This window comes from Aeromonas sp. sia0103 (assembly GCF_963895295.1).
Classification (GTDB): domain Bacteria; phylum Pseudomonadota; class Gammaproteobacteria; order Enterobacterales; family Aeromonadaceae; genus Aeromonas; species Aeromonas encheleia.
This window is the reverse complement of the sequence record NZ_CAWQKG010000033.1, coordinates 16,224-28,850: the sequence shown is the minus strand read 5'-3', so window position 1 is coordinate 28,850 and position 12,627 is coordinate 16,224. Positions and strand designations below refer to the sequence as shown.

The following is a 12,627-nucleotide window of genomic DNA, read 5'->3' as shown; positions in this document are numbered from 1 at the left end:
CCGCTATCGCTAGCGGGCCTTTTGTTTGCGCCTTTCCACGGCAAGAGATAACGAAGGTCACGCTGACCAAGGGGCTTGCCACAGATACCCATCGAATCGCCCTTCCTTCACTGCCAACCGTTGGGGCTTGGGGAACTCAGCCCCAACGGCAGGAGAGAGAGTCGCTCTCATTTATATGCAAAAAACTGCACATTCAATCACTGATGCTGGAAATTCCCCGGGGAAATATCGGCGCTATTTTCATAAAAACCCATTTTCATGCATAAAGCATTACGTTTCCCCTGCTGATACCGTCGCCCCCCTGCGCGCTTGCTGCTGCCTAGTTCGACAAGACGCCGAGCCTGTGGGCGCACCCGCCAAGCCGAGCACTCCTCCTCGTCAACGTAAACAGGCCCGCAATTGCGGGCCTGTTTTGTTTGCCGTTTCCCCTCGGCCAGGAGCCAGGCCTGACATGCTTGCCGGCCTGGCGCACCCGAGGATCAGGGTGTGGTGATGTTGAACCAGAACTCGAATTTATCCATGTAGCCCAGCAGATCGTGCAGTTTCTCTGGCTTGCCGCTGATCTTCACTTCGCCCTTGTCTTGCGCCTGCTGGAGCGTCTCCTCCTTCAGGATGATCTTGTTGAGGGTATCGCGACTCAGGGTCACGGTTGCATCGGCATCTTTGGCTTCGGCATCGGCGGTGTGGTTGAGCACGCCGTTTTCCAGCTCCAGCTTGTACTTGCCGCCTTGGGCACCGAGATCGATATTCAGCACCGACTTGGCACTGGCCGCCTTCTCACCGTTGATGTGCAGCGCCAGGTAGTCAAAGAACATCTCGGGCGTCATGGCGCGAACCGTATCCGGGCTGGCGGTGTTCGGCGTCGGCAGCTTCACCACCCCGTTGCGCAGCTCTTGCGCGCCGGTCAGATAGAAGTTGCGCCATGGACCGGATTCGGCCTGATAACCGAGCTGCTCGAGGGCATCAGCCTCCAGATCCCTGGCCGCCTTGTTGTCTGGATCGGCGAATACCACCTTGCTGACCACCTGCGCGACCCAGCGGTAGTGACCCTGGGCGAAGTCCTCCTGCGCTTTTTTCAGGATGTTGTCGGCCCCACCCATGTAGTCGACATATTTCTTCGCGGCCTCCACCGGTGGCAGCTCATCCAGGGTGGCCGGGTTGCCATCGAACCAGCCCAGATAGAGCACATAGGTGGCCTTGACGTTATGGCTGAGCGAGCCGTAGTAGCCCCGGTTCGCCCAGGTGTTGGCCAGGCTGGGTGGCAGTGTGAACTTGGCGGCTATCTCATCGCGGGTATAACCCTCGTTCGCCATGCGCAGCGTCTGATCGTTGATGTAACGATAGAGATCACGCTGGCTCTTGATGAGCTGCTTGACGTTCTCATTGCCCCAGGTCGGCCAGTGGTGCTGCGCCATGATGATCTCGGCCTTGTCACCCCAGAGGGTCAGCGCCTGGTTCAGGTATTTGGACCAGGGCAAGGGCTCGCGGATCTTGGCGCCGCGCAGGGAATAGGTGTTGTGCAGGGTGTGCGTGACATCTTCGGCCGTCTGGATGACTTTCTTCTCCTCGATGAACCAGAGCATCTCGGCGGGAGCCTCGGAGCCAGGTGCCATCATGAAGTCATAGGTCAGGCCATCGATGACCCGCTTCTCTCCGGTCTTGGTGACATAGTCGGTGGGCGCGATCAGGGTGACGGTACCGGCGGAGGTGGTGGTGCCCAACCCGGCGCCAACCTGCCCCTTGGCATCCGGCTTGAGCAGGTTGCCATACATGTAGCTGGCCCGGCGGCTCATCACGTTGCCCGCCATGATGTTCTCGGCCACGGCGGATTCCATGAAGTCGGCGGGCGCGTAAATCTTCACCTTGCCGGCCTTGACGTCCGCTTCGTCCACCACCCCGCGCACACCGCCGTAATGATCGACGTGGCTATGGGTGTAGATCACCGCGACCACAGGCTTCTTGCCGCGCTGCTTGAAGTAAAGCTCCATCCCCACTTTGGCCGTCTCGGCCGAGACGAGGGGATCCACCACTGTGACTCCCTCCTTGCCCTCGATGATGGTCATGTTGGACAGATCGAGGTTGCGGATCTGGTAGATACCCTCGGTGACTTCAAACAGGCCGCTGATGTTGATGAGCTGAGCTTGGCGCCAGAGGCTGGGGTTGACCGTGTCCGGGGCCTTTTCCCCCTCCTTGATGAAGGCGTACTGCTTGGGATCCCAGATCACATTGCCCTGCTCGCCCTTGATCACCGCATCCGGCAATGGCGCGATGAAGCCCTTGTGGGCATCGGTGAAATCCGTCTTGTTGGCAAAGGGCAGCTGTTTATAGAGGGCATCATTGGCCTGCTTGGTGGCCGCTGTCGCCTCTTTGGGGCTCACTTGAGCAAATCCTGGAACGGCAACAGTGGCGAGCATACCCGCCAATGCAACACTCTTGGCAATCTGGGTCAGTCTCATTCTTGAATCCTCGATTAGTTAACGTTTATGGCGTTTTCATACCGGTCACCCTGGATCATTCAGCGATGACAATTCAACCTCAGGCAGGGTACAGGAATCGAATGAGAATCGTAACCATCTGTTTACATTAAAATATCGTTTCTGTAATCAACCGACCAGGTACGCAACCTGGGATGAGGGTGACCATGGGAGCGGGCTCCTTACCTCTCCCATGATGGACCATAGTCTCAGTCACGATCCGGCGCCCCCAGCGGGAAGTAGTGGCGAAATGGCCGCGCCTCGTCCACCGCCCGGGCGACCGAGGGTCGACTCAGCAGACGGGCACGGTAGGCCCGCAGCCTGGCGTGAACGGGCGGGATCTCATGGGCCCAATCTGCATAGAAGAGCGAGGGGGCGGCGGAGCAGTCCGCCAGGGTGAAGGCATCACCGGCGATCCAGCGACGCCCTTCGAGCCGCTCGTCGAGCCAGGGATAGATACTGTCCAGTATCTCGCGGGCCTCGGCCACCCCATGGCTGTCGCGCTCAGACTCTGGCCGCAGCTGGTCCAGTACCACCTTCTGCATCGGGGTCATCACATAGCTGTCGAACAGGCGATCGAGCATGCGCACCTTGATGCCCGCATCACCGGCCGGGATCAGGCACTGGGGGCCGGGATGGTGGCACTGGAGATACTCGATGATGGTGCTGCTCTCGAGCACGGTGCGCTTGCCATCCTGCAGGACGGGGAAGCGCTTGAGGGGCCAGAGGGCCGCCAGTTCGGCGTTGGCCTGGGGATCCTCCAGGTTGCGATAGTCAAACGGCAGGGCGTTCTCGTAGAGGGCGATCAGCACCTTCTGGCAGTAGGACGAGAAAGGGTGGGCATAGAGTTTCATGACAAGGCGGCTCCGCTTCGGTGGGTGACAACCCAGTCTATCCCCATCCTTCGGTGCCTGCCGCCCGCCGACTTGCCAGGTGTGCCGAACCAGCCACCGCGCCCCTAGCGCCTGATGGCGAGCACCAGTACCCCAACCGCAATCAGGCCGATGCCCAACCACTCCCGCGGCGCGGGTCGCTCGCCGAGGAAGAGGCAGGCGAAGAGCACCACCAGCACCAGGCTGAACTTGTCGATCGGTGCAACCTGGGAAGCCTCCCCCAGCTGCAGGGCTCGAAAGTAGCAGAGCCAGGAGGCCCCGGTCGCCAGCGCCGACAGGCCGAGGAACAGCCAGCTGTGGCCAGACAGCAGCAGCGGGTTGCTCCACTGGTGGCTGAGCCCAATGTAACAGCCGAGCACCAGCAAGATCATGGCGGTGCGGATCAGGGTCGCCAGATCCGAGTTGATATGCTGCACCCCCAGCTTGGCGAAGATGGCGGTCAGGGCGGCGAAGATGGCCGATAACAGGGCCCAGGAGAACCAGCTCAGGCTCATGGCGCTTACCTTGCGAGAAAGGGATGCCTAAGTTGTAGCAGAGCCGCTCCCGGCCATCAGGGCCACGGCGGTGCCCACACGCCTCGTCCGCGTGCACTCATCTCAATTGCGGTTCGGATCCCGCACTCGCTTTGTGGCATAATGCCCCGTCCCGTGGCCCTTGGTGGCGCTGCTGTGGGGTCCCTGCCCCCGGCGCCCCGTCCGACTCGACGGCCCATTCAGCGGTCCGCCCGCTATGCCAGCCAAGGTCACCCGTTTTCTGCGATCTATCCGTACCGTGATGGCCGCGCCGTTCTCGAGCAGCGTCGCACCAGCCTGAACGAGCTTGAACCAAGAGGGGTAAGTATGTCTTCCATTCGTCTGACCCAATACAGCCACGGCGCTGGCTGCGGCTGTAAAATCTCCCCCAAGGTGCTCGACACCATTCTCAAGAGCCAGATCCCGGGGTTCGACGATCCGACCCTGGTGGTGGGCAACAGCAGCAAGGATGATGCCGCCGTGGTGGACATCGGCAACGGTCAGGGCATCGTCTCCACCACCGACTTCTTCATGCCCATCGTCGACGATCCCTTCACCTTCGGCCGCATCGCCGCCACCAACGCCATCAGCGACATCTATGCCATGGGTGGCAAGCCCATCGTCGCCATCGCCATCCTCGGCTGGCCCATCAACACCTTGGCCCCGGAAGTGGCCCAGCAGGTGATCGACGGCGGCCGCCAGGTGTGTCACGAGGCGGGGATCTCCCTGGCCGGCGGCCACAGCATCGACGCCCCCGAGCCCATCTTCGGCCTGGCGGTGACCGGCATAGTGCCGCTCGATGCCATCAAACAGAACGACACCGCCAAGGCGGGCGATATCCTTTACCTGACCAAGCCGCTCGGCATCGGCATCCTCACCACGGCCCAGAAGAAGGGCAAGCTCAAGCCCGAGCACGAGCAGCTGGCCCCGGACGCCATGTGCACCCTCAACAAGATTGGCCAACAGTTCGCAGCCTTGCCGGGGGTGCACGCCATGACAGACGTGACCGGCTTCGGTCTGGCCGGCCACCTGCTGGAGATGTGCGAAGGCTCCAAGCTGTGCGCCCGCCTCGAGTTCGGGGCGCTGCCGCTGCTGGACGAGGTGGATTACTACCTGGCCGAGGGTTGCGTGCCCGGCGGCACCCTGCGCAACCACGACTCCTATGGCCACAAGCTCGATGCCATGGACGATCGCACCCGCAACATCATGTGCGATCCCCAGACCAGCGGCGGCCTGCTGGTGGCCGTCGGCAAGGAGAGCGAAGCCGAGCTGCTGAGCATCGCCGCCGATGCTGGCCTCAGCCTCTCCCCCATCGGCGTGATGAAGGCGCTGGATGGCGAACGCTTTATCGAGGTCATCCAATGAGTTCATCGCGGTTTGCCGCCGACATCGATCTGGCCCAGGCCTTGCGGGGTGATGCGCGATGAGTGAACTGCCACTCGCCACGGACCTGGCCGGGATCTTCTTGCAGGATGTGCCGCTCATCGACCTGCGCGCCCCCATCGAATTCAAGGAGGGCGCCTTCCCCACTGCCGTCAGCCTGCCGCTGATGACGGACGAGGAGCGCGCCAAGGTGGGCACCTGTTTCAAGCAGCAGGGCCAGGCCGCCGCCATCGCACTCGGCCACAAGCTGGTGGGCGGCGCGGTGCGCGCCGAGCGCCTCGAGGGCTGGCTGGCCCAGTTGCGCCAGCAGCCCGATGCCCTGCTCTACTGTTTCCGTGGCGGCCTGCGCTCGCAGACGGTGCAGCAGTGGTTACACGAGGCCGGCGTCACCCGTCCACGGGTGGCCGGGGGCTACAAGGAGCTGCGCCGCTTCTTGATCGACACCCAGGACAGGGCCGCGGCCGAGTGCCACTGGACAGTGCTGACCGGTATGACCGGCTCCGGCAAGACCCATATGCTGGGCCAGGTTGCCCAGGCGGTGGATCTGGAGGGGCACGCCCATCACAGGGGCTCCTCCTTCGGGCAGCTGCCGGGCGGCCAGCCCAGCAACATCAACTTCGAGAACAATATCGCCATCGAGCTGCTCAAGCGCCGCCACCGGGGCGAGCACGCCTTCGTGGTGGAGGACGAGAGCCGTCTCATCGGCCGCTGCGCCCTGCCCCATAGCCTCTATGAGGCCATGTGCCAGGCACCGCTGGTGGTGGTGGATGTGCCGCAAGAGGAGCGGGCCGAGCAGATCCGGGTCGATTACGTACAAGATCTCTGGCAGCGCTACCAGGAGATGTATGGCGCCGATGAGGGCTGGCCGCTGTTTGCCGGCTACCTGACCGATGCCCTGGCACGCCTCAAGAAGCGGCTCGGGGACAGGGACCATCGCGAGCTGGATCAGCTGATGCAAGCGGCCCTTTCCGAGCAGGCCGGCAGCGGCCACACCGAGCTGCACCTGGCCTGGATCCGCCTGTTGCTGACCCGCTACTACGATCCCATGTATCTCTATCAGCTCAACAACAAACGGGAGCGGATCCGCTTTCGGGGCGACAAGCAGGCCTGCCTCGCCTTCTTTGCCGAGCAGCAGGCTGCAGAGGCCAATCAGGAGACCCCAGCATGTTGAAATTCGAGGTGATCCCGGTCACCCCTTTCGCCCAGAACTGCTCCCTCGTCTGGTGCGACGAGACCCGCCAGGCGGCGCTGATCGATCCCGGTGGTGAGACAGACAAGCTGCTGGCGGCCATCGCCCGGCACAACCTGGTATTGGAGAAGATCATCCTGACCCACGGTCATCTGGATCACGTGGGGGGCGCCGACCCACTGCGCGAGCAGACCGGGGTCAAGATCATCGGTCCCCACAAGGAAGACGCCTTCTGGCTCGACATGCTGCCTCAGCAGAGCCAGATGTTTGGCTTTGCCCACACTCCCGCCTTCAGCCCGGACGGCTGGCTGGCGCAGGGCGACAAGGTGACAGTCGGTAACTGCGAGCTGGAGGTCTATTTCTGCCCCGGCCACACCCCGGGCCATGTGGTGTTGCTCAGCCAGGCCGAGCGGCTCGCCTGGGTCGGCGATGTGCTGTTCGCCGGTGGCATCGGCCGCACCGACTTTCCCCGTGGCGATCACGGCACCCTCATTCGCTCGATCACCGAGACCCTGCTGCCCCTAGGCGATGACATCGTCTTCGTGCCGGGCCACGGCCCCAGCTCCACCTTCGGTCGCGAGCGGGTCAGCAATCCCTACCTTACTCAGCCGGTCTGGTAGAGCGGCTGACGACAAGGGCGACCCGCGGGTCGCCCTTTTTCATGGCCGCTACAAGAACGCCAGAATGCAAAAAGCCACTCCGAAGAGTGGCTTCTTAATTCAACCGGATCGACGCGATTAGACGCGAACGAAGTCCAGGTGAACCAGCTTGTAACGTACCGGGTGACGCTGGATAGCCTTCACTTTTACGTTAACTTCTTCGCCGTTGATGACCATGGTCAGTACGGACTCGTAGAATTCCGGCTTTTCTTGGGCCAGTACTACTTTTTTGTGGTCCAGGGTGATGGACAGAGCTTCTTTGCCTGCACCGTAGATGATGGCAGGAACTTGGTCAGCGTGACGCAGGCGGCGGCTCGCACCTTTCCCCAGGTCAGAACGGACTTCAGCTTGGAATACGAAAGACATAGTTGTTATCTCTTTTAAGATGAATTTATGGTGTTGACTGCGACCGGTCAGCACCTCGCAAAACGAGCGCGAATACTAGCATGGGGTCATAGCGGATACAAGCCGCGAACCGTGCGGGATCCCCCGAGCCTTCCCATCAGACGAACTGTCGCGGCGGCGGGCCCTGGGCGATCAGTGCCCCTGCTCCAGCCGGGCAAACTGTTGTTGGCGCTGGGCCGGGCTCATGGCATCGAACTGGGCCAGGGTCTCGGCCCGCGGGCAGTAGAGGCTCTGGCCGGCCCGCACCTGGATCCCCTTGCCCATGCTGGTCCGGTTCTCCGCCACCAGCGCCAGCAGATAGCTGTAGGTATCGGCCCCGGCCTGGGCTCCCTGCCCCACCAGCTGGCTCGCGATGCGCCAGAGGGTCTCCCCCGCCACCACCTGATGGCAGAGCCGCGACTCGCCTCCCGCCGCCGGCGCAGACAGGGTCAGGGTGGTCGCCTCGACCAGCTGGCTGACGGCCGCGATCTGCACTGCGGCGGCCCGCTCGGACGCCTGCGAGCCCAGGGCGCCATGGTGCATCAGGCTGGCCAGCAGGGGTTCCGTCTCCGTCGTCCTTCCCTTTGCCGCGCTCATCCCCGGCAGCGAGAACTCGGCGATAAAGGGGGCACTGCTCCCCTCATCCCATGACGAGGGCGCACTGGCGAGTTGACTGACCGCTTGATGGGGCGCCATGCCATAGGCCATCTCGTCGATGCGCTTGAGGCGCGCCAGATACGCCTTGGAGAGCTGGGCCTCCCCCTCGAATAGATCGAAAGGGGGCACCAGCCGGGCGGGGAACAGGACTTGCCAGTGGCCGTTCTTCTTCTTCTGTTCCAGCGGCGGGAACTGGTTGCCCCGCCAGGCCACGAAGATGGGGGGCACGGCGCGGTGCAGCGGATAGTATTCCGGATTGAGCTGCACCCAGGTTTGCTCCGCAATGGGTTGATAGCCGCTGATGTTGACCAGCGCCACTCCTAACCAGATCCCCAGCATCACCACCTCCCCTCGCTCTCTTCGCCCAAGCATTCCGTCACATTATGGCGCAGAAAAACAGCCACATAGCAACTTAGCATTGGGCTATCGCATTCAAGACCCGCTTGTCGGAGACCGGATAAGGGGTCCCCAGCTGCTGGGCGAAGAAGGAGACCCGCAGCTCCTCGATCATCCAGCGGATGTTGGCCACCTCGGCCGGGATCGGCTGGGATTTAGGGATCTTGGCGAGCAGCGCCTTGTAGTCGGCCTCGACGCTCTGCACCTTGAGCATGTAGACCCGGTCGCGGTTCGGATCGATGGCCAGCTTCTCCATCCGCCGCTCGATGGCGCGCAGGTAGCGCAGCAGGTCCGGCAGCCGCTGCCAGCCGGTCTCGGTCACGAAGCCCTTGTGGATGAGCTTGTCGAGCTGCAACTGGATGTCGGACATGGCGAAGGCGGTATCGAGCTGCATCTTGCCCTTGAGCCTTTTCTTGATCTCGTGGGACAGGGTCAGCACGGTTTCCACCTGACTCGCGACCTCCACCACGGCATCGTTGAGCTCGGCGCGCACGAACTCCTTGAGCGCCTCGAAGCCCGCTTCATCCCAGGCCAGGCCGCCGTGGCGCTCGATCAGCTTGTCGCAGCCGCAGGCGATGCAGTCATCGATCAGCTCCGCCACCTTGCCGAAGGGGTTGAAGTAGAGGCCGAGCTTGGCCTTGTTCGGCAGCTTCTCCTGCAGGTACTTGATGGGGGATGGCACCCCCAGCAGGATCAGCCGACGCTGACCGCTCCACATCAGCTGCTGCTGGGCCACCGAGCTCTCCACCAACTGGATCGCGACCGAGTCTTTCTGATCGACCAAAGCCGGATAGGCCTTCACCTCGAAGCCGCCGCGCTTCTGGCTGTACTCCTTCGGCAGCTCGCCAAAGCTCCACAGGGTGAGGCCGGACTGCTCTATGTCGTCATCCGCCACCTGGGACAGGGTCTCCTGCACCTTGCCACGCAGGGATTCCTTCAGCGCCTCCAGATCCTTGCCCTCCGCGATGGGCTTGTGCTTGTCATCCAGCACCCGGAAGGTGAGTTTCAGGTGATCGGGCACCGCCGACCAATCCCAGGCCTCGCGCGGCACAGTCACCCCTGTCATGCGCCGCAGCTGGCGCTCCATCTCGTCCAGCAGCGGCCCCTGCTCGGGGTTTATGCTGGCGAGCAGCGCATCGGCATAGTTGGGGGCCGGCACGAAGTTCTTGCGCATCGGCTTTGGCATCGACTTGATCAGCGCCACCAGCAGCTCGTGGCGCAGGCCGGGGATCAGCCACTCGAAGCCTTTCACCTCCACCTGGTTGAGCAGCGGCAGCGGGATGTGCAGGGTGACACCGTCGGCCGCCTCCCCAGGCTCGAACTGGTAGCTCAGCTTGAGCTTGAGCCGCCCCTGCAGCCAGAAGTTCGGGTAGTCGAGATCGCTGATGTGGGCCGCATCCCCCTTCATCAGCATCTCCCGCTCGAAGTTGAGCAGTTCGGGATCCTGCTTCTGCGCCTCCTTCCACCACTTGTCGAAGTGACGGCTGGAGATCACCTCCTGGGGCAAGCGGGCGTCGTAGAAGCGGAACAGGTCCTCGTCATCCACCAGGATGTCGCGGCGGCGCGACTTGTGCTCCAGCGCCTCCACCTCGGCCAGCAGCTTGCGGTTCTCGCCGAAGAAGCGATGGCGGGTCTCGAAGTCCCCCTCCACCAGAGCGCGGCGGATGAACAGCTCGCGGCACAGGACGGGATCCAGGGTGCTGAAGTTGATGAGCCGCTCGTTGACCAGGGTCAGGCCATAGAGGGTCACCTTCTCCTTGGCCATGACGGCGCCGTTCTTCTTCGACCAGTGGGGGTCGCTGTGGTGCAGCTTGATGAGGTGACCGGCCAGCGGCTCCACCCACTCGGGCTCGATGCGACCGTTGATGCGGGCATAGAGGCGGGAGGTCTCCACCAGCTCGGCGGCCATCACCCACTTGGGCGGCTTCTTGAACAGGCCGGAGGCCGGGAAGAGGTGGAAGCGGCCGTTGCGGGCCCCCAGAAACTCCGGCTTCTCCAGATCCTTGTTGCCGATGTGACTGAGCAGGCCGGTCAGCAGGGCGCAGTGCACCGTCTTGAAGTCCGCCGGCTCCGAGTTGCTCTTGAAGCCCAGCTCTTTCACCGTCTGGCGCAGCTGGAAGTGGATGTCCTGCCACTCGCGCACCCGCAGGTAGGAGAGAAACTCCTTCTGGCACAGGCGGCGGAACGGGTTGCTGCCCAGCAGGTCTTGCTGCTCTTTCAGGTAGTTCCACAGGTTGACGAAGGCGAGGAAGTCGGACTCCTTGTCCTCGAAGCGGCGGTGCTGCTCGTCGGCGGCCTGCTTCTTCTCCATCGGCCGCTCGCGGGGATCCTGGATGCTCAAGCCAGCGGTGATCACCATCACCTCGCTCAGGCAGCCGGTCTGCGCCGCCGTGATCACCATCTTGGCGAGTCTGGGATCAAGCGGGATGCGCGACAGCTGGCGGCCACTCTCGGTCAGCTGCAGCTTGGGCTCCTGCTCGCGGCTGGCGGGCAGCTCGCGCACCGCCTCCAGCTCCTTGAGCAGGGAGAGGCCGTCCTTGATGTGGCGCGACTCCGGCGGCTCGACGAAGGGGAAGGCCTCCATGTTGCCAAGGCCCAGCGCCAGCATCTGCAGGATGACCGAGGCCAGGTTGGTGCGCAGGATCTCGGGATCGGTGAAGGCGGGCCTGTTGTTGAAATCTTCCTCGCTGTAGAGGCGGATGCAGATACCGTCCGCGACCCGACCGCAGCGCCCCATGCGCTGGTTGGCGCTGGCCTGGGAGACGGGCTCTATGGGCAGACGCTGCACCTTGGTGCGCCAGGAGTAGCGGCTGATGCGGGCGGTACCCGGATCGATCACATAGCGGATGCCCGGCACCGTCAGCGAGGTCTCCGCCACGTTGGTGGCGAGCACGATGCGCCGGCCGGCGTGCTGCTGGAACACCTTGTTCTGTTCGCTGTTGGAGAGGCGCGCGTAGAGCGGCAGCACCTCGGTATCGCGCAGGTTGAGCTTGCGCAGGGCGTCGGTGGTGTCGCGGATCTCCCGCTCGCCGTTCATGAAGATGAGGATGTCCCCCAGCCCTTCGCGCGCCAGCTCCTCGACCGCATCGAAGATGCCCTGCAGTTCGTCGCGATCCCCCTCGCCCTCCAGCAGCGGCCGATAGCGCACCTCCACCGGGTAGGTGCGGCCGGACACCTCTATCACCGGCGCCTGGTTGAAGTGATTGGAGAAGCGCTGGGGATCTATGGTGGCCGAGGTGATGATCACCTTGAGATCCGGCCGCCTCGGCAGCAGCTGCTTGAGGTAGCCCAGGATGAAGTCGATGTTGAGGCTGCGCTCGTGGGCCTCATCGATGATGATGGTGTCGTACTGGGTCAGCATCCGATCGTGCTGGATCTCCGCCAGCAGGATGCCGTCGGTCATCAGCTTGATGTGGGTCTGCTCGCTCACCTGATCGGTGAAGCGCACCTTGTAGCCCACGTACTGGCCGAGCTCGGACTGCATCTCCTCGGCGATGCGGGCCGCCACGGTACGGGCCGCCAGCCGGCGCGGCTGGGTGTGGCCTATGTAGCCTTTCACCCCGCGCCCGAGCGCCAGGCAGATCTTGGGGATCTGGGTGGTCTTGCCCGAGCCGGTTTCGCCGGCGATGATCACCACCTGATGCTCACTGATCGCCTTGGCGATCTCGGCCTGCTTCTGGCTGACCGGCAGGTTGGCCGGGTAGGTGACCTTGGGCACCCCCGCCAGGCGGGAGCGATAGCGCGCCTCGGCGCTGTCCAGCTCGGCGGCCAGGGTCTCCAGCACGGCGGTCTGTTTGCCCTCAGGCAATTTCTTGACCCCGTGCAGGCGACTGGAAAGGCGACGGGCATCAAGATTCATGCAGGCAGAGAGACGGCGGCGCAGCGCCTCGATAGAGAGAGACAAGGTACAGATTCCTTATAGAAAGCCCGCGGGGGGCCATATCGATAGCTGGGGAGATCCTAAAGAGCGGGCGGGAGCGGTGCAAGCCTTAAAGCGTGCCGAGTCCGGATAAGCGCAATGGTACGGATGAAAAGAGCAGGCACCCGGCCTGCTCCTGATGACGAATGTCGAGCCGGGCG

General features: G+C 63.2%; 9 protein-coding genes. 3 read left to right on the top strand and 6 right to left on the bottom strand.

Annotated features, from left to right (window positions below):
* Positions 1-479 precede the first annotated feature (479 nt).
* The 3 genes from AACW18_RS11440 to AACW18_RS11430 all read right to left on the bottom strand — a co-directional run bounded on the left by AACW18_RS11440 (position 480) and on the right by AACW18_RS11430 (position 3,861).
* The gene (locus AACW18_RS11440; RefSeq protein WP_339381528.1) at positions 480-2,378 is read right to left on the bottom strand and encodes an alkyl/aryl-sulfatase; all 1,899 of its coding nucleotides are present in this window, start codon (positions 2,376-2,378) and stop codon (positions 480-482) included.
* 305 nt (positions 2,379-2,683) lie between these two features.
* Positions 2,684-3,328, bottom strand: coding sequence for a glutathione S-transferase family protein (locus tag AACW18_RS11435; RefSeq protein ID WP_218291433.1), 645 nt, complete (start codon positions 3,326-3,328; stop codon positions 2,684-2,686).
* A gap of 104 nt (positions 3,329-3,432) precedes the next feature.
* Positions 3,433-3,861 (bottom strand): EamA family transporter, encoded by a 429-nt coding sequence (locus AACW18_RS11430; RefSeq protein WP_218388713.1) that lies wholly within the window; start codon positions 3,859-3,861, stop codon positions 3,433-3,435.
* A gap of 345 nt (positions 3,862-4,206) precedes the next feature.
* Here AACW18_RS11430 and selD point away from each other — a divergent pair, with 345 nt between their 5' ends.
* From selD to AACW18_RS11415, 3 genes are read left to right on the top strand one after another with little or no spacing between them, the layout of a single operon-like run.
* Positions 4,207-5,244 (top strand): selenide, water dikinase SelD, encoded by a 1,038-nt coding sequence (gene selD, locus AACW18_RS11425; protein ID WP_218388712.1) that lies wholly within the window; start codon positions 4,207-4,209, stop codon positions 5,242-5,244.
* Between the two features lie 58 nt (positions 5,245-5,302).
* Positions 5,303-6,433: a tRNA 2-selenouridine(34) synthase MnmH gene (gene mnmH, locus AACW18_RS11420; protein WP_218388711.1), complete on the top strand. Its 1,131-nt coding sequence runs from the start codon at positions 5,303-5,305 to the stop codon at positions 6,431-6,433.
* Positions 6,427-7,071, top strand: coding sequence for an MBL fold metallo-hydrolase (locus tag AACW18_RS11415; RefSeq protein WP_218388710.1), 645 nt, complete (start codon positions 6,427-6,429; stop codon positions 7,069-7,071). Before mnmH ends, AACW18_RS11415 begins: the two co-directional genes overlap by 7 nt.
* A 117-nt stretch (positions 7,072-7,188) precedes the next feature.
* Here AACW18_RS11415 and rplY read toward each other — a convergent pair whose 3' ends face one another.
* The 3 genes from rplY to hrpA all read right to left on the bottom strand — a co-directional run bounded on the left by rplY (position 7,189) and on the right by hrpA (position 12,451).
* Positions 7,189-7,476, bottom strand: coding sequence for a 50S ribosomal protein L25 (gene rplY / locus AACW18_RS11410; RefSeq protein ID WP_042654790.1), 288 nt, complete (start codon positions 7,474-7,476; stop codon positions 7,189-7,191).
* 171 nt (positions 7,477-7,647) lie between these two features.
* Complete coding sequence (locus AACW18_RS11405; protein ID WP_218388996.1) at positions 7,648-8,490, bottom strand: hypothetical protein; 843 nt, start codon at positions 8,488-8,490, stop codon at positions 7,648-7,650.
* Positions 8,491-8,563: 73 nt separating this feature from the next.
* Positions 8,564-12,451, bottom strand: coding sequence for an ATP-dependent RNA helicase HrpA (hrpA, locus tag AACW18_RS11400; protein WP_218388709.1), 3,888 nt, complete (start codon positions 12,449-12,451; stop codon positions 8,564-8,566).
* Positions 12,452-12,627 lie beyond the last annotated feature (176 nt).